This window comes from Agrobacterium sp. CGMCC 11546, from assembly GCF_013365515.1.
In the GTDB taxonomy this organism is placed as follows: Bacteria; Pseudomonadota; Alphaproteobacteria; order Rhizobiales; family Rhizobiaceae; genus Agrobacterium; species Agrobacterium fabrum.
Genome location: NZ_CP047387.1, coordinates 1614967 through 1640732, shown reverse-complemented (window position 1 = coordinate 1640732; position 25766 = coordinate 1614967). Strand labels below are relative to the sequence as shown.

The window sequence follows — 25766 nt, the reverse complement described above, 5'->3', positions numbered from 1 at the left end:
TGTCCATGAACATTCAAACGACCAACCGGCTGACGCCAGCCGAAACCGCGCTGATCGACGCCTATACGGCCAAGTTCAGTGAGTTGCCGGGCAATGGCGCGGTTGTCGCCGCCCGTGACGTGCTGTTCGACGATCTGAAGACCGGCGGTCTTCCGACCCGCCGCATCGAGGCATGGCACTATACCGATCTTAAAACGCTGCTGCGCGCCATTCCCGATGACCAGCCCGCACCCGTTATCGACAAGCAGGCGTCGCTTGTCGCCGGCTCGCCCGTCGCCTATGTGCTGCACGGCACGGCCAATATCGGCAAGATCGAAGACATCAGCGTTTCCAGCTTTGCCGAAAGCCTGCTTGACGGCACGGCTGCCGCAGGCCTTGCGGAAGCGAGCAAAGACGACGTGATCGGCCGTATCAACGGCAGCTTCGTGCGCGACGGTCTGACACTCGACATTCCTGCCGATGCCGAGATCGAAAAGCCGATCGAATTGCAGGCGATCCATGGTGCAGGTCAGGTTCACAGCCGCTTCCCGGTGCGCTTCGGCAAGGGTTCCAAAGCGACCGTTATCGAGCGTCACCTTTCGGTGACTTCGGGTGCGGCCCTGGTTTCCTCCGTCAGCGACATCGTCGTTGAAGACGGCGCGGAAGTGACCTGGATCATCCTGCAGAGCCAGGGTGCGGCCGATATCCATCTTGGCCAGCTGCGCATGAAAATCGGCGCGGATGCCAAGGTTCGCCTGTTCGTCATCAATGCCGGCGGCAAGCTGGTGCGGCAGGAACTGCGGATCGACGTGGAAGGCGAGGGCACTGACCTCATCGTTCGCGGCGTCAACCTGCTGGGCGGTGAAACCCACACCGACGTGACGATGGTTCTCGGTCACAACGTGCCAAACACGACCTCGACGGAAGTGTTCCGCAACGTTGTGTTCGACCGTGCCAAGGGCATTTTCCAGGGCATGATCCGGGTTGCACCCGATGCCCAGAAGACCGATGCGAAGATGGCGTGCAATACGCTGCTGATGTCCGACGATGGCGAGTTCTCGGCAAAGCCGGAACTTGAAATCTTCGCCGACGACGTTCAGTGCGGTCACGGCGCGACGGTTGCTGATATCGACGACAACCATCTCTATTACCTGATGGCGCGCGGCGTGCCGCGGGCCAAGGCGCGGGCGATGCTCGTCAACGCCTTCGTCGCCGAGACCGTCGAGGAACTGGAAGAAGAAAATCTGGTAGAGGCGCTGGAGGCCATCATCTCCGGCTGGCTGGAATATCATGCCTGAGAGCGAACGCGCCGCAGTGGCGGCCCCTTATGACGTTGAAGCCGTGCGCAAGGATTTCCCGATCCTGTCGCGCGAGGTCTATGGCAAGCCGCTCACCTATCTCGACAATGGCGCGTCCGCTCAAAAACCGCAGGTGGTGATCGACGCCGTTTCGCATGCTTATTCCAATGAATATGCGAATGTGCATCGTGGCCTGCATTTCCTCTCCAATGCCGCAACCGACGCCTATGAGGCGGCGCGCGAAAAGGTGCGCCGTTTCCTCAACGCCGGTTCGGTGGACGAGATCGTCTTCACCAAATCCTCCACCGAGGCGATCAATACGGTCGCTTACGGTTACGGTATGCCTGTTATCGGCGAGGGCGACGAGATCGTCATCTCGATCATGGAGCACCACTCCAACATCGTGCCATGGCATTTCATCCGCGAACGGCAGGGCGCAAAGCTGGTCTGGGTGCCTGTTGATGATGACGGCGCGTTCCACATCGAGGCTTTCGAAAAGAGCCTGACGGAGCGCACCAAGCTCGTTGCCATCACCCATATGTCGAATGCGCTCGGCACCATCTTGCCGGTCAAGGAAATCTGCCGCATCGCCCATGAGCGCGGCATTCCGGTGCTGATCGATGGTTCGCAGGGCGCGGTTCACATGCCGGTCGATGTGCGCGATATCGATTGCGACTGGTATGTGATGACCGGCCACAAGCTCTACGGTCCCTCGGGCATCGGTGTGCTCTACGGCAAGGCTGACCGCTTGCGCGAGATGCGGCCGTTCCAGGGCGGCGGGGAGATGATCCTCGACGTTTCCGAAGACAATGTGACCTATAACGAGCCGCCGCACCGTTTCGAAGCCGGCACCCCGCCCATCGTGCAGGCGATCGGCCTCGGTTACGCGCTGGATTATATGGACAATCTCGGCCGTGCCGCGATTGCGGCCCACGAGGCAGATCTCGCGGCTTATGCTGCGACAAGACTGCGCGAGGTCAACTCTCTGCGCATCATCGGCAATGCACCTGACAAGGGTGGTATCTTCTCCTTCGAACTCGAGGGTATCCATGCCCATGACGTTTCGATGGTGATAGACCGGCGCGGTGTTGCTGTGCGTGCCGGCACCCATTGTGCCATGCCGCTCTTGAAACGGTTCGGCGTCACCTCCACATGCCGGGCATCGTTCGGCCTTTACAATACCCGCGCCGAAGTAGATCGTCTTGTTGAGGCGCTGGACTATGCGCGCAAATTTTTCGCCTGATATCGGCATGAATGAGATCAGGATTGAGGATCAGACCATGACTGCGGAAGCCACTGCAAAGACACAAGATGCAACGGAAGAAGCGGCAAAGCCGTCTTCCATTCCGCCCGACGAGCTGGCGCGTCTCAGCGACGACGTGATCTCGGCGCTGAAGACCGTCTACGACCCGGAAATTCCGGCCGATATTTTCGAACTCGGCCTGATCTACAAGATCGATATCGAGGACGACCGGATGGTCAAGATCGTCATGACGCTGACAGCGCCCGGTTGCCCGGTTGCCGGTGAAATGCCGGGCTGGGTGGAAAATGCGGTTGGCGCTGTCGAAGGTGTTTCCGGCGTTGACGTGTCGATGACCTTCGATCCGCCATGGACGCCAGAGCGCATGTCGGAAGAGGCGCAGGTCGCCGTCGGCTGGTATTGAGACTGAAGCGATTTTGACAGGTGTCGTCTCTTGATGACACCGTCGGGTGCACTTAAATTGAATTCCATAAGCATCGAGCCTTGAACTCGATTGTCGAAGGAGAATTAAGCCCATGGGCTTTGCGATCATGACCATGACCGGGGCTGCCGCCTCGCGTGTTAAAGCAATCATCGAAAATTCCGGACCGGACGCCAAGGGCGTGCGTGTCGGCATCAAGAAAGGCGGCTGCGCGGGCATGGAATATACCATCGACCTCGTGACCGAAGCGGATGCGAAGGACGATCTGGTTGAATTCGATGGAGCCAAGGTCTGGGTTCAGCCCTCCGCCGTACTCTATCTGTTGGGCACCCAGATGGATTTTGAAGTGACCAAGATGCGCTCGGGTTTCACCTTCAACAATCCGAACCAGACATCCGCTTGTGGCTGTGGTGAATCGGTCGAACTGAAGCCTGCCGATCTGGCGGCGCTGGCGAAGCAGCGTGAGGCTGAGGCCAGCGTTTAAGAGTCAACGCGCCTGTGCGTCGGCGAAGCAGATTTTTCTTGTGTATGCGCGCTCCTCCAAACGCGACGTCGTCCTCTGGCTTGTCCCGAGGATCCGCAACTGATTGATTTTACTCAACGTGATTAGATCCTCGGGACAAGCCCGAGGATGACGGAGGAGAGGTGTCAGATTTCGATTCCCGGAACTGACTGTCGCCGGAAATCAGCTATCGAGGTGCGACGCCTGCTGTTTGAGTGTTTTGATGAAATCCGCCAGCGGATGAATCGGTGGCGTCGTCGTCAATAGCGGTTCGAGAGCGGCAGCGATCATCTTGCAATCGTCTGCGGAGAGCGGCCGAAGGTTCGATACGATTTTGTTGTAAGCCGGTGTCCCGCGCGCCGCTAAAGAGCGATTGATCACAAACTGCTCTGTCTGCCCATCCATTCGCTCCACGAAGAGGGCGAGTGAACCGCCGTCAGCGGCAGCCGCGCTGTCCGATACCGATTTGAACATAGAAACCCCTTCTGGCAATTTGTGAACCTATTCGCTCGAAGCCGTTGCAGCATCGACCGCTTTCCTCACTCGTGCCGCAGGGCTTCGATCGGGCTCAAACTCGCCGCCCGCCGTGCCGGGAAGTAACCGAAAATCACCCCGATGGCCGCTGAAAAGGCAAAGGCGAGGAAGATGATCGACGGGCTGGTGACGAAGGGCACGTTGAGGAAGCTGACGACGCCGTAAGCAAGGCCGAGCCCCGTCAGAATGCCGACGAGGCCGCCGAAGGCCGACAGCATGACGGCTTCCACCAGAAACTGCGTCAGCACCTGTTTTTCGAGCGCGCCGATGGCGAGGCGGATGCCGATTTCGCGGGTGCGTTCTGTCACCGACACCAGCATGATGTTCATGATGCCGATGCCGCCGACAAGAAGGCTGACGGCGGCGACCGCACCCAGAAGTCCGGTGAGCAGTGTCGTCGTGCCGGTCATGGCAGAGGCGATCTGCGTCATGTCGTTGACGGTGAAGTCGTCCTCGCGGCCAATGTTGATGCGGCGGCGCTCACGCAGCAGGTTCTGCAGGTCGCTCTGCACCTTGGCGGTGGAAACGCCATCCTGAGCCGAGACCATGATCGAGGAAATGGTGGTGGTGCCGCCGATGCGCCGCTGGTGGATTTTGAGTGGCATGATGACCGTGTCGTCCTGATCGTCACCGAGGCCGGACTGGCCTTTTCTGGCGAGGACACCGATGACGGGGCAGGAGATGTTGCTGACGCGGATCGTCTGTCCGACAGGGTTTTCCGCGCCAAACAGTTCCTGGCGCACCGTTTCGCCGATGATGCAACCGATCTGGCCGCCACGATCTTCGGCGGGCTGGAAGTCGCGGCCGAGTGCGATGGTCCAGTCCTGCGCGATCAGATAATCATTGGTGGTGCCGATGACGCTTGTCTGGTGGTTTTTGCCGCCGAAAATGACAGTGGCCGCGGAACTGCGGTTCTGTGGCGCGACGGCGCGAATGCCTGATATCTGGTTGCGGATGGCCTCGACATCGCGGTCATCGAAACGTTTCGCCTCAGTGCTGGCGCGGCCGGGGCCGAACTGGCCAGGGCGCACGAACAGCATGTTGGTGCCGAGCCGCGACAGTTCCGATTTCACCTGTTCCGTCGTGCCATTGCCGATGGTGACCATGGCGATGACGGCGGCCACGCCGATGACCACACCCAGCACGGTGAGGAAGGAGCGCAGGAGGTTGCGGCTGATGGCGCGCAGCGCAAGACGTGACGTTTCAAAGAACATCGGATGTCTCCTTTTCGTCGGCCGCGCTGTCGGAGGCGAGGTGGCCATCAACGAAGCGCAGCAGGCGTCCGGCGTGGGCAGCAATATCCTCTTCATGGGTGACCATGACAACCGTGATGCCCCTGTCGCGATTGAGCGCCGTGATCAGCTCCATGATCTCGTTGCTGGTTTTCGTGTCGAGGTTACCCGTCGGCTCGTCGGCCAGAAGCAGGGCGGGGCGGGTGACGATGGCGCGCGCAATGGCCACACGCTGCTGCTGGCCGCCGGAAAGCTCCTGGGTGGTGTGATCCTCTCGGCCCTTCAAGCCGACTTGTGCCAGGGCCTCCATGGCGCGGGCGCGCCGTTCGGAGGCCTTCATGCCGCGATAGACCAGCGGCAGCTCGACATTTTCCACCGCCGAAGTGCGTGAGAGAAGATTGAAGCCCTGAAACACGAAACCCAGCATGTGGCGGCGCAGCAGCGTCAGGTACTCATTGTCGAAGCCGCTGGTCGGCACGCCCTGAAACAGATATTCGCCAGCCGTGGGCACATCCAGACAGCCGATGATGTTCATCGAGGTGGATTTGCCCGAGCCCGATGGCCCCATGATGGCGACGAATTCTTTCTCGCGGATCGACAGGCTGACGCCATCGAGCGCGCGGATGGTTGCTTCGCCGCGGCCATATTGCTTGACGACATTGCGGAATTCGATGAGCGGCGGCTGTTGCATGCGGTTCTCCCCCGTCAGCCGGCGTTGCGGGTCGTAGCGTCGGTAATCACCTGGTCATCGGCTTTCAGCTCTCCCGATTTGACCACGGTATGCTGGCCGTCGGTGGAGCCGGTTTCGATGGCGACGGAGACGGGCGTGTTGTTGCGCAGCACCCAGACGGTTCTTTTGCCTGTCGCGGCCTGTCCGGCGTCGCGGTTCTGCGAGCGGCCCATGCGGGGCGGGCGGAAAAGGCTCATCAACCCGCCGCCACGGGAAGCGGATTCGCGCGGCGGCGTGTATCGAAGCGCGGAATTCGGCACCAGCAGTGTGTCCTTGATTTCCTCGACGATGATATTGGCCGTTGCCGTCATGCCCGGGCGCAGCAGCAGTTCCGCATTATCGACAGTCAATATGCCCTTGTAGGTCACCACATTGGATACGGTTTCCGAGGCGAAACGAACCGTCTCGATTTCGGCCGGGAAGCTGCGGTCGGGATAGGCATCGACGTTAAACGTCGCTTTTTGCCCGGTCTCGACCTTGCCGACATCCGCCTCATCCACCGAAACCTGCAATTCCATATGACGCAGATCGCCGGCGATCGTGAACAGAACAGGGGCGTTGAGCGAGGAGGCGACGGTGGCGCCGGGATCGACACTGCGGGTGAGGATGACGCCATCGATGGGCGAGACGATCTTGGCCTTGCCGAGATTGACCTCGGCCAGCCGCAGATCCGCTTCCGCCGAAAGCACGGTTGCCTCGTTGACCTGCAACGTCGCGGCCGCCGCATCGTGGGTGAACTGTGCGGCATCCAGATCCTGCTGGCTGGACACCCGGTTCTGCACCAGCGACCGCAGGCGCTCCATGGATGTCTTTGCCGAGCCGAGATCGGCGCGCGCCTTCAACACGTTGGCCTTGGCGGAGGCAAGTTTGGCGCGGGCGCTCTGCACGTCGGCTTCGAGCTTGTTGGTGTCGAGCTCGGCCAGAATATCGCCGGACTTTACCGGCGTATTGTAGGTGACGTTGACCTTGCGCACCGTGCCGGACAATTCACTCGATATATCGACCTGATCCGTCGGCTGCACCGAGCCGGTGGAGGTGACGATGACGGAAAGATCGCCCTGACGTGCAGGTTCCGTGGTGTAGTTGTAGGCAACACCCGCCGCGCGCGACTGATAATAATATCCAAGGCCGCCGCCAATCAGCACAATGGCCGCCGCGATATAAAGAAACCGACGCGATTTCTTCTTGCGGCCGTTTCTGTTCGTTCCCAGAATCTCACGCAGATCGGGCTGGCTGTCTGGTGTATCGCGGCCATTGCTGTTGGCGTCATTCATTCTCTTCACCCGCAAAATTCAAAATACCACAGAGGGTTGTTTCCGCTCTGCGGTTTGTCCATCCGTCCGTCGCTGTGTATTCCTCTGATTGTGGGAAGTGACATAGCTTGCCTCAAGGGTGAAGTGAAAACTTGGTAATATTTATGATAGTTCTGGTCTGCTAGAGATAAGCACTGGAAAGGCCGATGCCACCAAAACGGCAAAGGTTTCAGCAGCGACATGCAGGACGATGATAGAATGAACGACAATGTGGTGAAGTTCCGCAAACCGGCGCCGCCGAAAAAACCGCGCCAGCCGATGGGGCCGAAAGCGAAGAAGGCGCTGACGATTGTGGCTGTCGTCGCGTTTTTTGTGGCGGCTTGGGGCTACTTCACGCTGATGGGGCAGGGGTAGGCGAAAGGGCCGGCGTTGGCGCTTTTTGTGCAAGTCGGCTAAAGCGGGTGTTTCTGGAGGCGATTGAGGTTTAAGTGGCGCCGCTGATTCTGGTGACGGCTATTGGCCCAGAGCAGACACCGCGGCGCCGTCACAAAGCAACAACTAATGTCGCCTATATGCTTTCCAAAAACCTCAAAATCGCCGTCGAGACCTCTTTTGGCCTCTCTTGCTGAAGCCAATGGCCCGCCCCAGGAATGGTATGCAATCCGCGGAGATCGGGAACAAGCGTCGGCATTTCCGCAATGATCTGATCCATTCCCGGAATGCTGAGACCAGTGTCCCTTTCGCCGATCATAAACAGCGCAGGAACCGTGATCTTCAGGCCAGCGGCGAGACGCTGCAGTTCCCAGTTCCGATCGAGGTTTCGGTAGTAGTTCAAACCGCCTCGGAAGCCTGATGCCTGGAAGTCCCGGACCATGCGGTCGAAGTCGGGGGCGGGCAACCAATCTGGCAGCGCTGCGGGCTCCGGCAGGCTTTCTAACAGCCCCATGGACCGCGAGACCATGCCGAAAGGATTGGGGGTGCTGTCACCGGGCAAGCGGGGACCGGCTTCGCCGCTTGCCGCGAAGATCAGCTTGCGTAACGTCAGGGCGACATCTCGGCCGAACTCGGCTTCGGCTCCATCAGGGTCTTGAAAATAAAGCGTGTAGAACAAGCTTTTGTCATCCTGAGGGAATATCCGCGAAGGAGGCATAGGCGGCAGACCCATCATCGGCACGCTCAAGGCAACGACGGCACGGAACCTGTCAGGCCGCATGAGTGCAGCCTGCCACGCCACTGTTGCGCCCCAGTCATGCCCGACCACGACCGCTTGCTGTTCGCCGAGAGCATCGAGAAGTGCCACAAGGTCGCCTACCGTGTGGAAAACGGTGTATTGGTCTGGACGCTCCGGAGCTTCTGTCTTCCCGTACCCTCTCATGTCGGGCGCAACGACACGGTAGCCTGCGCGCGCGAATGCCTCGATCTGGTGTCGCCAAGCATATTTGGTTTCAGGAAAGCCGTGGCAGAGCAAGACCAGCGGACCTTGTCCAGCCTCAATGAGGCTTATGCTGATCGTAGCTGTCGAAATGATAGTGTCTTTCATAGGAGCCTCATGACTTAATGCCCGTTTGACGGAACCGTAGACAACGAGTTGCGCTGCCAGGGCGATGAAGGTTCTACGAAGCATACTGACTTGCCTCGTTTTTCGTAACAATATATGTTACGCATTGATTGTGGCGGTCAAGATACCGTAACAAAAATTGTTGCAGAAAGATTGATGATGAAGACCGATGGTCGTCTTGCAAGGATGCTACACGTGCTGGTCCACATGGGGCTGCTAGGAGGCAGGGAGACATCAGAACGGATTGCGCAGATGCTGAACACGAACCCAGTGGTCGTTCGCCGTACTCTCGGAGCCCTCCGCGAGAGCGGCATCGTAGTATCGGAAGGTGGCCGCGGAGGCGGGTGGAAGCTGATCCGTTCGCTTGATCAGATCACTGTGCTTGATGTTCAGCGTGCTTTGGTCGAAGGTCAAATGCTCCCCGCACCATTGTCGAAAGACCATCCCAATTGCCCCGTCGAACGCGCTTCGAACGCCGTCCTCGAACGTGCGCATTGCTTGGCTGAAGCTGCGTTGAGAACGGCCTACTCGGAAACAACGCTAGCACAGATCGCTGAAACCGCCGTCGCGACGAAGTAAGTAGGAATGGTTATGTCCACTGTTGGCGCAATGCTGCCGAAGCGATAACTTGCCGTCGCCGCCGTAATAGCCGCTTGCCAAAAGGCTCATACCCAATACCTTTATCAACACGGCCAAGGGAGTGGAATGTATGAAAGGTTTTCGCGACAGTGTGCTTTTTCCGCTCACGCTCCTGACCGGCGGCGTGGTCGCGTTTTTTCTCTTTCTCTACGTCACTGGCCACGATCCGGATGAGCGACCCTTGACCCTGGTCGAGTGGGTTATCGGCGGGATGCTGATAGGGCCGGGTTTCGGTTATCTCGTGAAATGGAGAAAGATGAAGAACAACCGCGATGCAAACGCAGACTGATTGCGTGCTGCTTCGACTAGTTATCTTTCATCGATAATTTGAGAAGCGGTGGCGACCCCTGCAGGACACACGACGTGTGTAGTATCAATTATTTAGCTGGCAATTACCACAAATTGATACCACAATTGTCCGAGACGTATGGACACACACGGAGACGCTAATGCCATTGTCCGACCTCAAATGTCGCAACGCAAAGCCTGCTGAAAAGGACTATAAGCTCACAGATGCAGGGCGGCTATATCTTCTTGTTCGCCCGAACGGGTCGAAACTCTGGCGCATGAACTATCAGTTTGCCGGAAAGCAAAAGACTCTTTCTATCGGAGCGTATCCGTCCGTTTCGCTGGCCGACGCGCGGCAGTCTCGTGAGAACGCGAAGGAGCATTTGGCACATGGACGTGATCCTGCTCTAGCCAGTGCGGACCATCCCGAACGCAGATTTAAGATCGTCGCGACAAACTGGTGGGATGCTCGGCGGAAAAGATGGAATGCCGTCTATGCGGAACGGATTTGGAGCCGATTGGAAAATCGGGTGTTTCCTCGTCTGGGCGAACTGGACGTAACCAAGGTTGCAGCGCGAGACATCCTCGCTCTAATTAAAGAAATCGAGGTCGAGGGAAAGCACGATCTAGCACGTCGCGTGCGTCAATACGTGAGCGGCGTGTTTCGTTTTGCGATTGCTTCCGAGATCACCGCAACAGACCCGTCCGCCACGGTGATCGATGCGATGGAGTCGAGGCCGAAAACAGTTCACCGCGCCGCTATTCGCGAGGAAGAGTTGCCGGAATTTTTCCGACGCCTCCGCAATTATAACGGAGAATCACAGACAGCGCTGGCACTCGAACTTCTGATCCACACAGCGGTACGGTCCAAGGAGCTTCGCCTTGCGACGTGGTCAGAGTTCGATTTCGAGAAGAAGATCTGGCGGATACCGGAAGAGCGAATGAAAATGAAAAAGGAACACTTCGTTCCTTTGAGCAAGCGCGCCATCGAAATCCTGTATGAACTGAAGGAAATCGCTGGCGATAGTGATTTGATAGTGCCGAGCCCCGACAAGGTGGCTCAACCAATATCGAACAACACAATGCTGTATTACCTGTATCGACTCGGCTACCACAGCAAGGCGACAGTGCACGGGTTTCGCAGCACATTCTCTACGATCGCAAATGAGTCCGGTCTTTGGCGCGAGGATGCGATCGAGACGCAGTTGGCTCATTCTGAGGAGGATGAAAGTCGGGATTCGTACAATGCCGCTCTGTACCTCGCTGAGCGGACCAGGATGATGAAGTGGTACAGCGAGAAGCTTGTCACCTTGTCAAAGAAGGTCCCCAATCGAGACGACTTGCTTGAGGGGCTTCTTTGAAGGCATGTGCAAGCGCAGAAACTCGATCACCTCCGTGGCCGTGTAGAACACATTGATTTCGACACCAACCTCGGCGAACCGTTTGATTTCGCCGCTTTGCCCCGGTGACAGCCCGCCATCTTTCCGCTTCCGAGCGGCGGGCTTTTTCATCTCGATGAGGAACAGCTTTCCGTATCCTGCGAAGAGGCGATCAGGGCAGCCCACGCGACCCTGATACTGGATTTTGCGGACGACCCACGAATTGTTTTCCGCCCATGCTACAGCATCCAGTTCTTCGTTTTTCTCGATTTTGCGCGTGTTGAAGTCGAAATCGGCGAGGGGTTTCATGCTGCGACCACCCAAGTGCGCAATACGGTCTCCCGGTTTGCTTTGGTGAGGCGGATACGCTTCAACTTCGGCGGCTTCGAACCATAAAAACCGAGATCGCTGAGGATCGTCTCGGTTTCCTCGATGTAGCGATGATAGTCGATGTCCTCCGGAAAATCGTCGGGCAGTCTCATGCACTCTGCGGCGCCATCGGTTTTCGGGATCTTTTTGAAATTGCCTGTCGTCTCATGGGGCACGGTGTCATAGATCGCGTCACCATCCGTCGACCAATAGTATCGGATCGCCTTGCCGAGATACTGGTCGCGCCACGTTGCACCGTTGGCAGCTTTGATGACGGTGACAAACTGGCGGATGTCGCGGCAGGCCTTGATTGTTTCCTCAATCGGCGTGCCGTGCTTGATGCGAGCCAAGGCAGCGTCGGAGCAGATCGTCATCTGCGGGTTCTTCATCAATTGACCGCGTACCGGATCGAAATCAGACTTGTCGGGGTTCCACGGGTTGCCGAGCGGTCCCTTGCGCTTGTGCTTGCCGTCCATCTTGATCGCAAAGTAGCTGTTGACCGACTGATTGTAGATGGCCTTGTATTCGCCGAATTCGAGGTCAAAGCCCGTGTCGGCTTCCCACTGAGCGCAGACCTGCTGTAGTACCGACGGCTTCAGGCGGTCTTTCACCATCCCGTCGTACATCTGGCGCGGGCACTGGAAGAGCACACCATCGGTATTTCCGCTGACTACGTTAATGCCGGCTTCAAGCGCACGTTCGACAAGCATCAGAATGGCGAGCTGGCACGTAAGCGTCACAGAAAGCAGCAGGTGAGGTGCATAGAGGATGCTGTATCGGCTGCCGAGCTTCCCGTAGACACCGTTCAACTGAATCTTACCACCCTTGTCCTTCACCTTGCACTCTTCGAGTTCGCGGTTCAGGGCCGCGATGCGATCGGGATCGTTGACTTTGGGTAGTTCTTCTTCGATCTCCTTAGCGCGCTTCTTGGCTGCCAGGCGTTCTCTACGAATGCCATCGTAGGCTTCTAGGAATTCCGGGCCCAATGACCGCGGATATAGACCGAGCATGAGGATCGCGGCCGGATACTGAGACGCCACGTCGGCATCGATGAGAATGTGCGTGTCTGTCGAGAAGGTTGCCCGGTTGGACTCGGTAGTGTGAATGCCTCCGATCCCGAACTGATATACCTCCGTGCCGAGCTTGATCTGTGCAGCGTCCGTTGACATCCATTTCGGCGACGCTGTCTTTCCGTCGGCCTTGACGACGAATTCTGTTTCGCGGACGCGCTCGAGCAGTTCCTGTAGGACAGGGGTCCGAAAGGAGACCCAATCAGGAACCGGATATTTGAACGTGGTTCCGGGTTTCGTCTCGACCTTTTTGACCTTGCGGCCGGTGATCTCCTCAACGCGGGTTTTGACGATCGCTTCGCCGATCTGGCTGTCCGATTTGGACATGAAGTTGCGATTGTAAACAGCTCCTAGCGCGCGGCGCAGTTCCATCGGTTCGCGCAAGGCGTTCCAGAGATTATGCGTGGCATCAAGATCGGAGTGGAGGCAGTAGTTGGCGACGATGTCCATCTGCTCGTGGGTCAGATGCATGTCGGGAGGGAACGGCAGATCCTGTAGTTGTTTGCCTTGCATCCGGCCGTTCAAGGACTTCAAACTGGCGAAGGCGTCGGGCTGCGGCTCGGACAGGTCGATATGGAGTTTTTTGACTTCGAACGGGATATCGATCCCTAAGAACTCTTCGGCTTCCCACCACTGAATATTACCTTCGATCAACCGGTCGCTGGCGCGCTTGAGATGTGCGTTGGTTACATGTTCCTGTAACGAGTACCAGATCATCGGAACGTCGTAAGAGAGGCTCCGATAGCCGACTGTTGTGTGCTTTCTCAAAACGGAACGAACGTATCGCCGATCGTAACTTGGCGACCTGGAACTTAACTCGACGCCGACGCGCTTCCCGTCTTCTTCGCGCTTGAAGCCGATGTAGAAGAAGTCGTGATAGCACTCGATGTCGGTAAAAATCACACTCATGCGGTCTTTTTCTCGTCTAAGATTTTGCCCGATTTGACCCTCGGAGCCGGGGTCGGTTGGCGGTCTTTAGCCGCCGATTGCATGGCGACCTCCATCTGCTCGGTTTCTTCAGAGCAAAGCTCGTTTCACAGAATTACTCATAACGACTCTTGAATTTCACGTAAAGAGTGAATATCACTTTAAACGAGACTAATGGAGACGCAAATGAACGAGAGCCTCATGAGGGTGACCGACGTGTCAAAGGTGACGACGTTATCGCGCGCCGAAATCTATCGCAGGGTCAAAGCTGGCACATTCCCGGCGCAGACGCGGATTTCACATCGGGTTTCTGCGTGGAACAGAAGTGATATTGAGCGATGGATCGCGCAGAAAACGCGTCGCTCTGTTGACCTTTCAGACTTGCTGGTGTGATCAATGGTCGATCTCAGCGACTTGATGGGTGCAGAAGAGCCTGCCGGCCGCCCACGCGGCAGACCTACAAAAGCAGAAGCCGAAGCCCGTTTGCAGAAACAGATGCAGGAAGACCTCCCGCACTACACCGAGTTTCGCAAACCTGTCGGTGTGATGTTCATCGCGAACGTGGTCGGTAAGCAGCCGAAGCAAATCCAGAAGCGACTGGAAAAGTGCCCGGTATCGAAATGGGCCACCCACGGCGGCAAGCAAGTGCCGTTCTACGATTTCATGACTGCCATGTCCTATCTCGTGCCGCCGCGCGGGAGCATCGAGGACTGGTTCGCTCAGCAGAATGCCGCCAGCCTACCGCCCTATGTCAACAAGATGTGGTGGGATTCTGCTCATCAGCGGAACCGCGTGATGCTCGCCTCTGGTGACCTCTGGCATACGGAGGATGTGATGCTTGTTCTCGGGCGCGTCGCGATGATGATCCGCCAGGACGTGAAGATGTGGATCGAAGACCTGCCGGAGAAGGAGTTGCTCAGCAACAAGCAGTATGGCGCCTTAGTCGATGCCACAAACCGGCTTGTTGAAGAAATCCGCAAGACGCTCGTAGAGATGCCTCGCGAAACTCTTTCCATGACCGCACATATCAAGAGCGAACTGGATAGCAGCGGTCGGATGATTGATGATGCTGACCGGCCTGCGGGAGATGATGAGTGACTTCACCTCTTCCCGGCGACACAATCGTAGTTTGGTTCTCGAACGGCGCCGCCAGTGCGGTTGCCGCCTGGGAGACTATCCGTCGCTACGGCGCGATTTGTGACGTTCGCGTTGTAAATAATCCGATTATTGAAGAAGACGAAGATAATCTTCGGTTTCAGACTGACGTTTCGCGATGGCTAGGTCTGCCGATCATCCTCCATGGAAACCCCGATTATCCTTCTAATTCCGCTGTCGAAATATGGGAAAAACGCAAGGCGATGGTGTTTCCGAAAGGGGCACCGTGTACCGTTCATGGGAAAAAAGAAGCGCGGCAGGACTACGAAAAACATCATCGAGTTGACTGGCACGTATTCGGGTTCACTGCTGACGAACGGGATCGCCACGAGCGGTTTATCTTAACCGAGCGTGACAATGTTTTACCGGTCCTGATCGATGGAAACTATACGAAAGATGACTGCGCATCGCTGCTGCAATTCTTCCGAATAGCGCTCCCTCGAATATATACCCTTGGGTTCCCGAATGCCAACTGCAAGGGCTGCGTGAAGGCTACGAGCCCCACGTACTGGAATCTGGTTCGTCGCATATTTCCTGATGTTTTCGCTGCCCGCGCCGAGCAATCTCGCCGCCTTGGAGTTCGTCTGGTTCGTTACAAAGGCGAGCGAATTTTCCTAGACGAGCTGCCTCCGGATGCTGTTGGCCGCCCTCTTAAAACGATGCGCATTGAATGCGGAATCGTCTGCGAGGAAGACCCGACAGGTGACCGTGAGGAATACTTCAATATCACAGAATGGTTGTTGGCCGCATGAACTCACCTCTCCGCCAAATTCGCCCACCGACAATTGATGAACTAATCAGCTCCGTGCGGTTTAAAACGCTCGAGGATATTGTTGCATCAGCGTTCGACGAGATGAAGCCGGCTAACCGCATGACGGTGACCGATGCTGCGAAGGAGTATTCGAGAATTGGCACCGGGGGCGGGCATAGCCAACCGTGGTCCGAAGATCGGACACCCTATCTCAGAGAGCCACAAGACGAAACGACATCGCTTGATTTCACGGGCATGGTATTCTTGGGGCCAGCGCGAACCGGTAAAACGGTGATGGTCCTGAACATGATCAGTCACACGGTGAAGACTGATCCCACCGACATGCTGCTGGTCCACATGGACCGCGAGAATGCCAGAAAGTGGTCAAACGGCGATTTAAGTCGATACCTCAAAGCCTCCACGCAAATCCGCGCTGAGCAGCTTACGGCCCGTCAGTACGACAATACGTTCGACAAAACATTCAAGAGCGGGATGCGGGTACTGGTAACCTATCCTACGCCAGCGAACCTCTCAGGCATCACCGTCAGGATCGGCGCATCGATCGACTATGACCGTTCAGAGGATGATATCGGCGGTGAAGGTAACCTCTACGACCTTCTGTCCATGCGCACGACGACATTCAAACGCTTCGGTATGACCATTGCTGAGTCATCGCCGAACCCGAATAAGGAAATCCAAGACCCTCGGTGGATGGCCAAGACGCCTCATGAGGCACCTCCAATCCGGGGCATATTCGCGCTATACAATCGCGGTGACCGTCGCAGATGGCAGTGGTGTTGCCCTCAGTGTGAGGAGTGGTTTGAGCCGGATTTCAAATTACTTGACTGGGGCGGCCATACGGACCCCATGGAAGCGCGTGATGCGACGGTTATGATTTGTCCTTCGCATGGCTGTATCATCAAGCCGCATCAGAAACACGACCTCAACCGCCATGGCCGCTGGATCCGAGAAGGGGAAATGATAGAATCCGGCCTGTCTGGCAAGACTGTCGTCCGCCCCGGTATGAAAGTCACGCGGTCAACGATCGCCTCGTTTTGGTTGAAAGGCCCGGCCGCTGGCTATCGCGAGTGGGGCGATCTCGTGATGCTCGAGCTTAACGCTCTCAAGGAACTCGAAGAGACCGGCGACGACAGTGCGCTCAGGAAGACCCGAACGACTGACCAAGGGACGTTCTATATCCCGCAGGCCCGTCTTTCCGATTTTGCACCAGAACTGCTGAAAGCCAAGGGCGAGGACTGGGGATCGACACCCGAAGAGCCTCTTGTGCCAGAAGGCGTGCGATACCTCGTTTCGACGGTCGATATCCAGAAGCGCGCCTTCGTAGTCCAGGTCTTGGGATACACGGCCGATGGTGATCGCGTTGTCGTCGACATGTTCAAAGTTCGCTTGTCGAATCGCCGCAATGCGAAAGACGAGCGACTGCCGATTGATCCTGCCGCATTCGGTGAGGACTGGGATGTCCTGATTCCCGAGGTGATGGGCAAGACATATGAACTGAGCGATGGCAGCGGTCGACGTATGGCTATCCGCGCTACGGCCTCCGACTCCGGTGGGGCGGAAGGTGTCACTGCCCATGCCTATAACTTCTGGCGCCGGTTGAAGGCGAAACAGGACGGTTCACATCGTCGCTTCATCCTAGTGAAAGGTGAAGCTTCGAAGTCGAAGCCGCTGGCGCGAACGGAATGGCCCGACTCATCTCAGAAGGGACCTCTTGCCATCGCACGCGGCGACGTGCCGGTGGTGATGCTTAATTCGAACAAGCTCAAGGATGCCGTTTCCTTGCTTATGTCGCGGCGAATCGCCGACGAGGGTGTCGATGGCGGCATGTTGCGATTCCCCGATTGGGCCGAGGACTGGTATTTTGTGCAGCTAACTTCGGAAACACGCACAGCCAAGGGGTGGTTGAACACGCGAAAGAAGCGCAACGAAGCATTCGATTTGACCTACTATGCTGAGGGCATTTCCTTGCGACCGGTCGAGAAAAATGTGCCTTACACGCACTTCGGTTTTGACCGGATAGACTGGAAAAACCCGCCTTCGTGGGCAGAGGAATGGGATCGAAACGACCTCGTGTCAGGCGGTACGCGGGACGATGATCCTCCACCAGTAAAAAGCACTGGATTAAGCGCACTGGCAGAGCTTGCAAAAAAATTAGCATAAAAATCACGCTAGGATTGACTTTCACCTTTTGAGTGCATAATTGTCACGTAACGGCAGCGCTTGAACGGAAAGGAGGTCTTCATGAACTTGCTCGTTAACGTGGTTGAAATTGCTGAGTTTATGCATTTTCGCCCGCTACGGTTATTAAGTCGCCCATGATGGGCAAAACATGGAAATGGTTTACAAAATTCCAATTTAATATTGTAATTAAGAATGAACAGCGGTATTACTCACCCTGCAAGAGCGCATTGCGGGGTGACACATGGCGACAATCGCCGAATTACAGGGTTGGCTACGAGAGGCTGAAAAAGCCCTCCACGAATTGTTGACCGGTAAAGGTGTCGCCGAGGTTCGTGACAGCAACGGCGAGTCCGTCCGCTATACGATGGCAAACGTCTCTCGCCTTCGTCAGTATATCGAAGATCTCAAATCCCAAATCGCAGGACAGCCGAGAACCCCGCATCGTGTCATGAGGCCGACGTGGGGATGAGAGCGGCTGTTGATCTTTCAGACCTGATCGGAACCGCCGCTGATGTCTCCACAGCGGTTGCCGATGCGGTGCGTCCGCCCGGTGCTACGGCGGCAGCATCGGGCGGGGTTGCCTATGACGGCGCATCGAAAGTTGACCGGCTTGCTCGTTGGCAGCCCGCAATCCGTTCTGCTGACGCGGAAATCCTTCCTGAAAAACAAAACCTTGACGCGCGAGCGCGCGACACAATTCGCAACGATGCATTTGTGTCCGGTGGCGCTGACATCTATCGCGACTCGATTGTTGGTTCTCGTTATCAACTGAATGCCCGCCCTGAGACCAAGGTCTTGTGGGGCAAAGAGGATGCGAAGTGGGAAGAAGAGTTTCAGGAAGAAACTGAGACCAAGTTCATGCTGTGGGGCGAAAGCCAGCAGAAATGGTCAGACGCTGCCCGTATCAATACCTTCACCGCACAGGTTCGTCTCGGTGTCTGCACGTTCTTCGGCGGCGGGGAAATTCTAGCAAGCGCCGAATGGATGCCGGCTGATGGTCGCCCATACCGTTCCGCCGTGCAGATGATCGACCCCGATCGGCTTTCCACTCCGATGGACAAGCTCATGCAGGATTGGTCTCGCATCCGAAACGGCGTTGAGCGTGACCGTCGCGGTGCTCCGATCGCCTACCACATTCGGAATTCCCATCCGAACGACGGCCCATATCACGATTTCTCCAGCCTCTCCGACATGAACTGGACACGGGTTCCGGCTCGCAACCGGTGGGGTCGACCTATGGTCCTGCACGTCTACGAGCAGGACCGGCCCGACCAGTCCCGCGGCGTGTCCGATATCGTTTCGGCGCTGTCCGAAATGCGGATGACGAAGCATTTCCGACGCACGGAACTGGAACGCGCCGTCGTTGCAGCCAGCTACGCAGCCTCGGTCGAATCGGAAATCCCTGACGATGTCTTGGCGGCCCTTGGCGGACAGCCTCCCGAGGGTAATGCCACGGTCGAATGGATGACCGCATATCTCGATGCGATCGCGGCATACAATTCCAATGCAACGAACTTGCACATGGACGGAGCGAAGATTCCCGTATTCGCTCCAGGTACAAAGCTCAAGATTCAGAACACCGGAGCCACCGGTCCACTTGGCGACAAATACGAGCAGAGCCTTCTGCGCTACATCGCAGCCGCGCTCGGTCTTTCCTACGAGCAGTTCTCCCGCGATTTCACGCAGACAAACTATTCGTCGGCTCGCGCATCGATCGGCGAAACGCAGAAAGGCATGAATGCCAAGAAGGCGATTGCAGCCGACGGCGTCGCCAACTTCATTTATCGCCTCTGGCTTGAGGAAGCGATCAACAAGAACGACCTCGAATGCCTCAAGCGAAAGAACGTCCCGCTCTTTTACGAGGGGTTGAACGCCGAGGCGTACTGCGCATGCGAATGGATCGGCGCAGGGCAGGGCCAGATTGACCCGCTCAAGGAAACTCAGGCTGCTGTTCTCAAGGTCAAGAGCGGTTTTTCCACGAAGGAAGCCGAGATCGCGAAGATGAGCGGTGGCGACTATCGCCGTGTCGCGCGACAGATCCAGCGCGAGCGCGAACTGGATAGCTTCTACGGCAACCCGTCGATCTACGACAGCACCGACACCAAGGACATGGAAAACTCACTGTCCGCCACACCAAGAGAAGGAGAGGCGGCGTGAACGCAATCCTCGCACGTTTTCAGGACAGCACAGCTCTCGTGGCCGAAACCCGTGGTTCGTGGCTCGAAGCCTGCGCGCAAATGGCTTCCGAACATCTCGTCGAGATAGAGAAGGCATCGGCCAACGACAATGACTTCTGGTTCAGCGAAGACGACTGGCGTGCGCGTTACCGGCCCTACAACGTCAAGAACGGCATTCTTTATGTTCCGGTTCAGGGTGTTCTCGTCAACAACTTCCCGTGGACGATCGGTGCCTGGATCACCGGTTACGAATACATCCGTCAGGCCATCAAGCGCGGTCGCGACGATAGCGACGTAAAAGCCATTGTCCTGGTCATCGACTCTGGTGGGGGGATGGTCTCGGGTAACTGGGACCTCGTCGATTATATCTTCGAAACCCGCGACATCAAACCGATCCGCGCCGTAGCGTCCGAGCACGCGTATTCCGCTGCTTACAACATTGCCGCTGCGACCAGTCATATCACGGTCGCACGCACGGGAGGTGTCGGTTCGATCGGCGTCATCATCACCCATTTCGAATATTCCGAATACCTCAAGAGCGCAGGTATCAAGGTCAACATCATCCGCTCCAAGCCCGGCAAGGCACAGGGTAATTCGATCGAGCCGCTTTCCGAGGAAGCCCGGAAGAAGTGGAAAGCCGAAGTGGATGAACTCCACAAGCAATTCGTCGCCATGGTGGCGAGGGGTCGAGGCATGGAGGAGGAGGCGGTCGACGATACCGACGCGCAGACCTTCATGGCTCGTCAAGCCGTCAAGATCGGATTGGCTGACGCCATCGGAACTCTCGACGACGCTGTAACGGCCCTTGAGGCCACGTTCTCACAAGAAGGAGAAGAACCAATGGCCGAAAATAAACAGGCCGAATACGAAGCCGCGGTCGCTGCCGCACGTGCGGAAGGTGCCGCTGAAGGTGAAAAGACCGGTGCCGCCAACGCGATTTCCCGCATCAATGCGATCATCGGCTCCGACGCCGGCAAGGCTCGCCCTACCGCCGCTCTGAACGCTGCTCTCAAGACATCAATGTCTGCTGAGGAAGCAACGGAGTTTCTGGCTTCGCTGCCGGAAGAAGCGAAGCCAGATGCCGCCACCACCACGCAGCCCGGTGCAGGCGCACCTGCTGGCATGTTCACCGCCGCGATGGACGGAAGCAACCAGCCAAACATCGCTGCTGGCACTGGCGGCAACGACGATAACCAGGCAACCGATGTCGACAAGGACCGAGCGCTGATCCGCGGCTACGGCCTCGCCGGCTTCTCTGACAACAAGGAGTAAACCGCGATGGCAAACATTACGCCTCCCTATGCAGATCCCGGCCGCGCAGCGTTCGAGGAACTCGACACCTACCTGCAGAACCATCTGCTGGCAGGTTCCCACCCGGAACTGGCACCCGCCTATTCGTTCCCGATTCCGCTGAACGCGAACTACGCGCAGTTTACGGTGCTCGGCTTGAACGCAAGCAAGGAACTGGTGCCTGCCGTTACCGGAAGCGCCGACCCTGATGACGACGTGCAGGCCATCGGCGTGCTCGCCCATGCAGTCTCGCGTGGCGGCGCAGGTTCGCCTGCCGTCAATGGTCAGGTGTTCTACTCCGGCTGCTTCAACCAGGATGCGCTCGTATGGGACGACTCTTTCAGCACCGACGCGCTGAAGCAGGCGGCCTTCCTCGGCGCGCCCACTCCCACCACCATCATCGTCGCGAAGCGCGCGTAAAAGGAGGCTTCAATGGGCACTCAGACCCAACATCTCGAACTATGGGACACCAGCCGCTTCCTCGGCGTGTTCCGTGACATCAAGCCCGATCCGCTCTACTGGACTCAGTGGTTCCCTTACGAATTGCGCTCCAACGACGAATGGATCGACTTCGAAAAGATGCCGGTGCAGGGTCGCAAGCTCGCCCCGTTTGTCATGCCGCTCGCTCGCGGCGAGTCGGTCTACGAAGACACCGGAACTGGTTTCCGCTTCAAGCCGGCCTACATCAAACTGGAAGACCAGATCGACCCGCTCATGCCGCTTCGTCGTCGTGTCGGTATCGATGCAAACATGTCTCAGATGCCCGTTCAGCTTACGCCGATGCAGCGCCTCACACTGATCCGCGCTGCGATCGCCGAGAGCCATGTTCGTGCCATCAATCGCCGCTGGAACTGGATGGCGGCAACCGCGCTGCGTGACGGCAAAGTCACCATCTCCGGTGAAAATTACCCCACCACGCTCGTCGACTTCAAGCGTGCAGCGAACCACACGATCACGCTTGGCGCCGGCAGCCGCTTCGGTGAGAGTGGTGTTTCCATCGTCGATTTTATCCAGTTGGTGATCGACCGCATGGCCAACGCAGACTTCGGCGGCGTTCCCGTTCGTGTGACGATGGGCGGCGGCGTTTGGGCCATCATGCGCAAGGACGAAGAGTTCAAAACGCATATGGATATCAACATCAAGGGCGGGAACATCGTCTACGAACGCGGCTTGGTCACTGGTGATCCAGTCTTCAAAGTGGGCGAAATGACCATCGGCGGCGGTTCCGGCCAGTCAATTGAACTGTGGGTCGACAACTCCACCTTCATTGATCCCAGCACTGGCACCTCCGCACGTTACATCGGCAACCACCAGATGCTGTTCACGAGCACTGCCGAGGCCGTCAGCGGAACTCGCGCATTTGGCCGGATCATCGACAAGAAGGCCGGCTACGAAGCCCTCCCGATCTTCCCGAAGAACTGGGAAACTACGGGTGATGTCGAAGTCGAATACATCACCCACAAGTCGGCTCCGCTGTTCGTTCCGATCAACCCGAACGCCACGCTGCTGGCCAACGTCATCGCGCCGTAACCAGCGGGCGGCGTCTGTTCTTTAGAGCATTCAGCATCCCCTGCATGGGGATGCTTTTTCCCATCAACAGGAGACTGAGAAAATGGAATACGGTTTTACGCTTCACAGCATCCGTCGCAAGGGCGAAGAGCTTGCCGTCGGCAAAGTCGAGGAATTCACCAATGCCGATTTCAAAGACATGGTTCGTCTCGGCGCCATCCGCGAACCGACTGCCGACGAGATGAAGCTTTACAAGCTTGCTAACCCTGACCACGCCGTCGATCTCGACAATGATGAGACCGGCGTCGACGAACCGAAGTCAGGTAAGGGCAAGGGTAAGGCTCCTGTGAAACCCAAAGCTGATGCCGCTACCGGTGAAGGTGCCAGCGAAGGTGAAGGCGGAGCACTCGTCTGATGAACTGGCGGGAAAGGAAGCGCGAGCATCTGCTTCCAGTCCATGAAACCTTCTCGATTCCCGCGGTGTATCTCACCCATGCCGCGGGAATTCCCGTGCCCGTCAATATTCGGCTCCATCAGCGTCCCGCGGTTATTGAAGTGCAGGGGGAGGATGGAACCGGACAGATCATCGACATCGCCGATCGCGTTATCTTTACGGTCGCGGAAGTGGCTAACGTGGTTACGAGCGCCTTCGTCATTCTGAGCGATACCGAGGCATATGTGACCGGCCCAAGCCGCCCGGAACGTGAGGGTTTCGTTTGGGTCGAGGTTCGAACTGCCACCAAAGCAGAGTTGGCAAGCTTGCTGTCTCAGGTCGACACCGCAGGCGACGAGTGGAGGGGTATCCCGCCATGGTCGCAGCAGTAATCGCCATTGAATTCGATCAGCTTTCGTTCGTCGGTGAAATGACGAACTCGACCGAACTGGCATTGGTACGTGCTCTCAACACGACAGCGACGCGTGATCGCACCAAGTTTGCTCGTGCTGCCCGAGACCAAGTGGCGTTCCCGGCGTCTTACGTTTCTCCTTCCAGCAAGCGTCTTTGGGTGAAGACGAAGGCGAAACGTAACGCGCTCGAGACCATTATCGAGGGTAGGGGGTCGGCGACCTCACTGGCCCGTTTCACGAAGCAGAAGCCGTTGGCGGGCGGTCAACGCCACAAGGGTGGTAAGATCAATGTGACGGTGAAGCCGGGTCAGACCCGGTCTATCCGTCGGGCTTTTCTTATGCGCCTGAAGAACAACAATATAGGCCTTGCTGTCAGGACAGACGGCTCGTTGCCGCAGGGTGCTTACAAACCAAGATCATTGGGAAAGAACCTCTGGCTTCTTTACGGTCCGTCTGTCGACCAGGCTCTCCGCGCTGCATCAGATGGCGGCGGTATCTATGAGGAGATGACGCCTGAGTCGTTGGACTTCCTCGAGAATGAATTTTTCAGACAGTTGGAGTTGTTGAATGGGTGATCCTTTTCGCCTGCGGGTTATGAAGCAGTTGAGCCTCCAGGTGAAGGAGGTGAATCCAGCGAACGGTTGCGAGTTTGATCTGTCGGATTTCGTTGACAGCGCTGGCCGATCTGCAGAGCGTGTATTCCGTGGTCGAACAGTGTTCGGCGACAACGATCCCCGACCGATGGTCGTGCTGCTCGAAGACCCACGTCCTGCCGAGGCCGTCAACGGCACGTCCACGTCTCCTGCCGCCATCAATCAGTTTCGCGTGTTGCTTCAGGGCTTCGTCGAAGATGATCGAGAGCATCCGCTTGATCCGGCGTACAAGCTGTCGGCCGAAATTATCAGAGCACTGGTGCGCGCCAAGGCTAATCGCTTCGACATTCTCGGTCTCGGAAATAAGGCACCTTGTGTGATGTCGTTGTCGATAGGTCAGCCCGTACATCGACCACCGGACGACGAGGTTTCAAGCGTCGCCTATTTCCTCATACCCGTCACTCTCGGCCTTGCCGAAAACCTTGAGACGCCTTTCGCGTAGCATAAAATCACGTTATAGTCGCAATACTCACAAGGAGAGAAATTCTATGGACCTGCAATCCCGCAATCTTACTGTACCGCGCGGAACCGCTCTTTTCGCAAAATACAAGCCCGGAACGCAGGTTCCTGGACCTTTTCGCGAACTCGGTAACACGCCTGAATTCACGCTGGCTCGCGAAGCTGAAACGCTGCCTCACTATTCGTCGCGGGTCGGCTTCCGTACACTGGATGAAGAAGTCGCGATTGAAGCGACTCTGACCGGTTCCGTCACGACGGACGATATGAAGGCCGAGAACGCGGCGTACTTCTTTATGAGCGAGGTGAAGACGATCACCGTTACCGCCAGCTCGAACGTTGAAGAAACTTTCGAAGAAGTCAAAGCAGGTGACCTTTATCAGCTCGGCTTCAACGACACCAACCCGTCCGGTGCCCGAAAAGTCACCACCGTCGTTATTACCGACGGCGCCGCGACGACTCCGGCCACATTCGTTCTCGACGAGGACTACCTCCTCGATGCCGATCTGGGCACGGTCTACATCCCTGCCGGCAGCGCAGCGATCGGTGGTTCGATTGAAGTCAGTTATTCAGTGGCTGCCTCCACGCGCGACCAGATCGTTGCCGGGGAAACGCAGGTAGAAGGCGCGCTCAAATTCATCTCGAACAATCCGATCGGTCCACAGTTCGACATCACGTTCCCGCGCGTTCGCCTGTCTCCCAATGGTGACCTCGCCCTGATCATGGACCCTGAGTCCAGCGAGTGGCAGCAGTTGCCGCTTTCGATCAGCGTCATGAAAAAGGGTAACCTCGCGCTCGCGTATCGCGACGGGCGTCCGGTAGCGTAAGGGATCGACATGGGTCAGTTGGAGACACTGATACTGCCGAGCGAGACCGTTAAGGTTGGAGAGCAATCCTTCGAGGTTTACGGTCTCGCCCTTGCGCATATCACCCGCATCATTCGTGAACATCGCAGCGTGTGTGCGGATCTTTATACCAAAGCCATTGCCGGTGAGATGAGCGGAAGCGTCGAGGAAATTGCCTTGAGCATGACCGATGATTTTGCGCCGCTTGCGGCAATGGTCATCGCTTACGGCTCTGGAAATCCGAACGCAGTCGATATGGCCGCGCGACTACCTCTCAGTGTCCAAGCCGACGCTTTGGAGAAGATCGTCAATCTCACGATCATCGCGGAGGGCGGCTTGGAAAAACTCATGGAGATCGTCGTTCGGGCGATGGCGGGCGCGGCAAGCCTGACATCCCTGAAACCCTGACAGAGTGGGTAGAGGGTGTCCATCGCCAGGTGAG

At 57.2% G+C, this 25766-nt stretch carries 30 protein-coding genes; 23 read left to right on the top strand and 7 right to left on the bottom strand.

Going from position 1 to position 25766, the window contains the following annotated elements:
- The first annotated feature begins 5 nt into the window (after positions 1-5).
- From sufD to sufA, 4 genes are all read left to right on the top strand, one after another.
- Positions 6-1277: a Fe-S cluster assembly protein SufD gene (gene sufD / locus GSF67_RS08295; protein ID WP_035215951.1), complete on the top strand. Its 1272-nt coding sequence runs from the start codon at positions 6-8 to the stop codon at positions 1275-1277.
- Positions 1270-2520, top strand: a complete 1251-nt coding sequence (locus tag GSF67_RS08290; protein WP_006314122.1) for a cysteine desulfurase — start codon at positions 1270-1272, stop codon at positions 2518-2520. Before sufD ends, GSF67_RS08290 begins: the two co-directional genes overlap by 8 nt.
- Positions 2521-2557: 37 nt before the next feature.
- On the top strand, positions 2558-2941 hold the full coding sequence (locus tag GSF67_RS08285) for an SUF system Fe-S cluster assembly protein (protein ID WP_010971890.1): 384 nt from the start codon (positions 2558-2560) through the stop codon (positions 2939-2941).
- Between the two features lie 112 nt (positions 2942-3053).
- Positions 3054-3443 carry a Fe-S cluster assembly scaffold SufA gene (sufA, locus tag GSF67_RS08280; protein ID WP_006314124.1) on the top strand — a complete coding sequence of 130 codons (390 nt, stop codon included), beginning with the start codon at positions 3054-3056 and terminating at the stop codon, positions 3441-3443.
- Positions 3444-3644: 201 nt separating this feature from the next.
- On the opposite strand, the gene GSF67_RS08275 is transcribed toward sufA, so the two are convergent.
- From GSF67_RS08275 to GSF67_RS08260, 4 genes are all read right to left on the bottom strand, one after another.
- Positions 3645-3935 carry a hypothetical protein gene (locus GSF67_RS08275; RefSeq protein WP_006314125.1) on the bottom strand — a complete coding sequence of 97 codons (291 nt, stop codon included), beginning with the start codon at positions 3933-3935 and terminating at the stop codon, positions 3645-3647.
- Between the two features lie 65 nt (positions 3936-4000).
- Entirely contained in the window at positions 4001-5209 is a 1209-nt protein-coding gene (locus GSF67_RS08270; protein ID WP_006314126.1) for an ABC transporter permease, read from the bottom strand.
- Positions 5199-5918: an ABC transporter ATP-binding protein gene (locus GSF67_RS08265; RefSeq protein WP_006314127.1), complete on the bottom strand. Its 720-nt coding sequence runs from the start codon at positions 5916-5918 to the stop codon at positions 5199-5201. The genes GSF67_RS08270 and GSF67_RS08265 overlap by 11 nt, the downstream gene beginning before the upstream one ends.
- A 14-nt stretch (positions 5919-5932) precedes the next feature.
- Positions 5933-7231, bottom strand: coding sequence for an efflux RND transporter periplasmic adaptor subunit (locus GSF67_RS08260; RefSeq protein WP_006314128.1), 1299 nt, complete (start codon positions 7229-7231; stop codon positions 5933-5935).
- A gap of 237 nt (positions 7232-7468) precedes the next feature.
- Between GSF67_RS08260 and GSF67_RS08255 the strand changes: the two genes are divergently transcribed.
- Positions 7469-7624 (top strand): hypothetical protein, encoded by a 156-nt coding sequence (locus GSF67_RS08255; protein ID WP_006314129.1) that lies wholly within the window; start codon positions 7469-7471, stop codon positions 7622-7624.
- Positions 7625-7778: 154 nt separating this feature from the next.
- Here GSF67_RS08255 and GSF67_RS08250 read toward each other — a convergent pair whose 3' ends face one another.
- Positions 7779-8750 (bottom strand): alpha/beta fold hydrolase, encoded by a 972-nt coding sequence (locus GSF67_RS08250; protein WP_202797955.1) that lies wholly within the window; start codon positions 8748-8750, stop codon positions 7779-7781.
- Between the two features lie 174 nt (positions 8751-8924).
- Here GSF67_RS08250 and GSF67_RS08245 point away from each other — a divergent pair, with 174 nt between their 5' ends.
- The 3 genes from GSF67_RS08245 to GSF67_RS08235 all read left to right on the top strand — a co-directional run bounded on the left by GSF67_RS08245 (position 8925) and on the right by GSF67_RS08235 (position 11056).
- The gene (locus GSF67_RS08245; RefSeq protein ID WP_006314131.1) at positions 8925-9347 is read left to right on the top strand and encodes an Rrf2 family transcriptional regulator; all 423 of its coding nucleotides are present in this window, start codon (positions 8925-8927) and stop codon (positions 9345-9347) included.
- A 130-nt stretch (positions 9348-9477) separates the two neighbouring features.
- On the top strand, positions 9478-9696 hold the full coding sequence (locus GSF67_RS08240) for a hypothetical protein (RefSeq protein ID WP_006314133.1): 219 nt from the start codon (positions 9478-9480) through the stop codon (positions 9694-9696).
- Between the two features lie 160 nt (positions 9697-9856).
- Complete coding sequence (locus GSF67_RS08235; RefSeq protein ID WP_006314134.1) at positions 9857-11056, top strand: integrase arm-type DNA-binding domain-containing protein; 1200 nt, start codon at positions 9857-9859, stop codon at positions 11054-11056.
- Here GSF67_RS08235 and GSF67_RS08230 read toward each other — a convergent pair.
- Positions 11009-11383 carry a hypothetical protein gene (locus GSF67_RS08230; RefSeq protein WP_035215854.1) on the bottom strand — a complete coding sequence of 125 codons (375 nt, stop codon included), beginning with the start codon at positions 11381-11383 and terminating at the stop codon, positions 11009-11011. The genes GSF67_RS08235 and GSF67_RS08230 overlap by 48 nt on opposite strands.
- Entirely contained in the window at positions 11380-13422 is a 2043-nt protein-coding gene (locus GSF67_RS08225) for a hypothetical protein (RefSeq protein WP_006314138.1), read from the bottom strand. The genes GSF67_RS08230 and GSF67_RS08225 overlap by 4 nt, the downstream gene beginning before the upstream one ends.
- A 204-nt stretch (positions 13423-13626) precedes the next feature.
- Between GSF67_RS08225 and GSF67_RS08220 the strand changes: the two genes are divergently transcribed.
- The 15 genes from GSF67_RS08220 (at position 13627) to GSF67_RS08150 (ending at position 25732) form a co-directional block, all read left to right on the top strand.
- Positions 13627-13833, top strand: a complete 207-nt coding sequence (locus GSF67_RS08220; protein ID WP_083815933.1) for an AlpA family transcriptional regulator — start codon at positions 13627-13629, stop codon at positions 13831-13833.
- A 3-nt stretch (positions 13834-13836) separates the two neighbouring features.
- Positions 13837-14538, top strand: coding sequence for a hypothetical protein (locus GSF67_RS08215; RefSeq protein WP_006314151.1), 702 nt, complete (start codon positions 13837-13839; stop codon positions 14536-14538).
- Positions 14535-15347 (top strand): hypothetical protein, encoded by an 813-nt coding sequence (locus GSF67_RS08210; RefSeq protein WP_006314152.1) that lies wholly within the window; start codon positions 14535-14537, stop codon positions 15345-15347. The genes GSF67_RS08215 and GSF67_RS08210 overlap by 4 nt, the downstream gene beginning before the upstream one ends.
- Entirely contained in the window at positions 15344-17527 is a 2184-nt protein-coding gene (locus GSF67_RS08205; RefSeq protein WP_050813489.1) for a terminase gpA endonuclease subunit, read from the top strand. Before GSF67_RS08210 ends, GSF67_RS08205 begins: the two co-directional genes overlap by 4 nt.
- Positions 17528-17789: 262 nt before the next feature.
- A complete protein-coding gene (gpW, locus tag GSF67_RS08200) occupies positions 17790-18017 on the top strand; it encodes a gpW family head-tail joining protein (protein WP_006314157.1) in 228 nt (75 codons plus the stop codon).
- On the top strand, positions 18014-19705 hold the full coding sequence (locus GSF67_RS08195) for a phage portal protein (protein WP_006314165.1): 1692 nt from the start codon (positions 18014-18016) through the stop codon (positions 19703-19705). The genes gpW and GSF67_RS08195 overlap by 4 nt, the downstream gene beginning before the upstream one ends.
- Positions 19702-20997 (top strand): S49 family peptidase, encoded by a 1296-nt coding sequence (locus tag GSF67_RS08190; RefSeq protein WP_006314166.1) that lies wholly within the window; start codon positions 19702-19704, stop codon positions 20995-20997. The genes GSF67_RS08195 and GSF67_RS08190 overlap by 4 nt, the downstream gene beginning before the upstream one ends.
- Positions 20998-21003: 6 nt before the next feature.
- The gene (locus tag GSF67_RS08185) at positions 21004-21435 is read left to right on the top strand and encodes a head decoration protein (protein WP_006314167.1); all 432 of its coding nucleotides are present in this window, start codon (positions 21004-21006) and stop codon (positions 21433-21435) included.
- Positions 21436-21447: 12 nt separating this feature from the next.
- The gene (locus GSF67_RS08180) at positions 21448-22545 is read left to right on the top strand and encodes a major capsid protein (RefSeq protein ID WP_006314168.1); all 1098 of its coding nucleotides are present in this window, start codon (positions 21448-21450) and stop codon (positions 22543-22545) included.
- Positions 22546-22627: 82 nt separating this feature from the next.
- On the top strand, positions 22628-22939 hold the full coding sequence (locus GSF67_RS08175) for a hypothetical protein (protein ID WP_006314171.1): 312 nt from the start codon (positions 22628-22630) through the stop codon (positions 22937-22939).
- Entirely contained in the window at positions 22939-23349 is a 411-nt protein-coding gene (locus GSF67_RS08170) for a hypothetical protein (protein ID WP_006314172.1), read from the top strand. The genes GSF67_RS08175 and GSF67_RS08170 overlap by 1 nt, the downstream gene beginning before the upstream one ends.
- A complete protein-coding gene (locus tag GSF67_RS08165; RefSeq protein ID WP_006314173.1) occupies positions 23334-23945 on the top strand; it encodes a hypothetical protein in 612 nt (203 codons plus the stop codon). The genes GSF67_RS08170 and GSF67_RS08165 overlap by 16 nt, the downstream gene beginning before the upstream one ends.
- The gene (locus GSF67_RS08160; protein WP_006314176.1) at positions 23938-24465 is read left to right on the top strand and encodes a hypothetical protein; all 528 of its coding nucleotides are present in this window, start codon (positions 23938-23940) and stop codon (positions 24463-24465) included. The genes GSF67_RS08165 and GSF67_RS08160 overlap by 8 nt, the downstream gene beginning before the upstream one ends.
- 46 nt (positions 24466-24511) lie before the next feature.
- On the top strand, positions 24512-25306 hold the full coding sequence (locus GSF67_RS08155) for a hypothetical protein (RefSeq protein WP_006314178.1): 795 nt from the start codon (positions 24512-24514) through the stop codon (positions 25304-25306).
- 9 nt (positions 25307-25315) lie between these two features.
- Positions 25316-25732: a hypothetical protein gene (locus GSF67_RS08150; RefSeq protein WP_006314179.1), complete on the top strand. Its 417-nt coding sequence runs from the start codon at positions 25316-25318 to the stop codon at positions 25730-25732.
- The last annotated feature ends 34 nt before the right edge of the window (positions 25733-25766 follow it).

What these genes read in the sequence shown, in the direction of transcription:
- sufD (WP_035215951.1), top strand. Translation starts at nt 6, where the DNA reads ATGAACATTCAAACGACCAACCGGCTGACGCCAGCCGAAACCGCGCTG.
- GSF67_RS08290 (WP_006314122.1), top strand. Translation starts at nt 1,270, where the DNA reads ATGCCTGAGAGCGAACGCGCCGCAGTGGCGGCCCCTTATGACGTTGAA.
- GSF67_RS08285 (WP_010971890.1), top strand. Translation starts at nt 2,558, where the DNA reads ATGACTGCGGAAGCCACTGCAAAGACACAAGATGCAACGGAAGAAGCG.
- sufA (WP_006314124.1), top strand. Translation starts at nt 3,054, where the DNA reads ATGGGCTTTGCGATCATGACCATGACCGGGGCTGCCGCCTCGCGTGTT.
- GSF67_RS08275 (WP_006314125.1), bottom strand. Translation starts at nt 3,935, where the DNA reads ATGTTCAAATCGGTATCGGACAGCGCGGCTGCCGCTGACGGCGGTTCA.
- GSF67_RS08270 (WP_006314126.1), bottom strand. Translation starts at nt 5,209, where the DNA reads ATGTTCTTTGAAACGTCACGTCTTGCGCTGCGCGCCATCAGCCGCAAC.
- GSF67_RS08265 (WP_006314127.1), bottom strand. Translation starts at nt 5,918, where the DNA reads ATGCAACAGCCGCCGCTCATCGAATTCCGCAATGTCGTCAAGCAATAT.
- GSF67_RS08260 (WP_006314128.1), bottom strand. Translation starts at nt 7,231, where the DNA reads ATGAATGACGCCAACAGCAATGGCCGCGATACACCAGACAGCCAGCCC.
- GSF67_RS08255 (WP_006314129.1), top strand. Translation starts at nt 7,469, where the DNA reads ATGAACGACAATGTGGTGAAGTTCCGCAAACCGGCGCCGCCGAAAAAA.
- GSF67_RS08250 (WP_202797955.1), bottom strand. Translation starts at nt 8,750, where the DNA reads ATGAAAGACACTATCATTTCGACAGCTACGATCAGCATAAGCCTCATT.
- GSF67_RS08245 (WP_006314131.1), top strand. Translation starts at nt 8,925, where the DNA reads ATGATGAAGACCGATGGTCGTCTTGCAAGGATGCTACACGTGCTGGTC.
- GSF67_RS08240 (WP_006314133.1), top strand. Translation starts at nt 9,478, where the DNA reads ATGAAAGGTTTTCGCGACAGTGTGCTTTTTCCGCTCACGCTCCTGACC.
- GSF67_RS08235 (WP_006314134.1), top strand. Translation starts at nt 9,857, where the DNA reads ATGCCATTGTCCGACCTCAAATGTCGCAACGCAAAGCCTGCTGAAAAG.
- GSF67_RS08230 (WP_035215854.1), bottom strand. Translation starts at nt 11,383, where the DNA reads ATGAAACCCCTCGCCGATTTCGACTTCAACACGCGCAAAATCGAGAAA.
- GSF67_RS08225 (WP_006314138.1), bottom strand. Translation starts at nt 13,422, where the DNA reads ATGAGTGTGATTTTTACCGACATCGAGTGCTATCACGACTTCTTCTAC.
- GSF67_RS08220 (WP_083815933.1), top strand. Translation starts at nt 13,627, where the DNA reads ATGAACGAGAGCCTCATGAGGGTGACCGACGTGTCAAAGGTGACGACG.
- GSF67_RS08215 (WP_006314151.1), top strand. Translation starts at nt 13,837, where the DNA reads ATGGTCGATCTCAGCGACTTGATGGGTGCAGAAGAGCCTGCCGGCCGC.
- GSF67_RS08205 (WP_050813489.1), top strand. Translation starts at nt 15,344, where the DNA reads ATGAACTCACCTCTCCGCCAAATTCGCCCACCGACAATTGATGAACTA.
- gpW (WP_006314157.1), top strand. Translation starts at nt 17,790, where the DNA reads ATGGCGACAATCGCCGAATTACAGGGTTGGCTACGAGAGGCTGAAAAA.
- GSF67_RS08195 (WP_006314165.1), top strand. Translation starts at nt 18,014, where the DNA reads ATGAGAGCGGCTGTTGATCTTTCAGACCTGATCGGAACCGCCGCTGAT.
- GSF67_RS08185 (WP_006314167.1), top strand. Translation starts at nt 21,004, where the DNA reads ATGGCAAACATTACGCCTCCCTATGCAGATCCCGGCCGCGCAGCGTTC.
- GSF67_RS08180 (WP_006314168.1), top strand. Translation starts at nt 21,448, where the DNA reads ATGGGCACTCAGACCCAACATCTCGAACTATGGGACACCAGCCGCTTC.
- GSF67_RS08175 (WP_006314171.1), top strand. Translation starts at nt 22,628, where the DNA reads ATGGAATACGGTTTTACGCTTCACAGCATCCGTCGCAAGGGCGAAGAG.
- GSF67_RS08170 (WP_006314172.1), top strand. Translation starts at nt 22,939, where the DNA reads ATGAACTGGCGGGAAAGGAAGCGCGAGCATCTGCTTCCAGTCCATGAA.
- GSF67_RS08165 (WP_006314173.1), top strand. Translation starts at nt 23,334, where the DNA reads ATGGTCGCAGCAGTAATCGCCATTGAATTCGATCAGCTTTCGTTCGTC.
- GSF67_RS08160 (WP_006314176.1), top strand. Translation starts at nt 23,938, where the DNA reads ATGGGTGATCCTTTTCGCCTGCGGGTTATGAAGCAGTTGAGCCTCCAG.
- GSF67_RS08155 (WP_006314178.1), top strand. Translation starts at nt 24,512, where the DNA reads ATGGACCTGCAATCCCGCAATCTTACTGTACCGCGCGGAACCGCTCTT.
- GSF67_RS08150 (WP_006314179.1), top strand. Translation starts at nt 25,316, where the DNA reads ATGGGTCAGTTGGAGACACTGATACTGCCGAGCGAGACCGTTAAGGTT.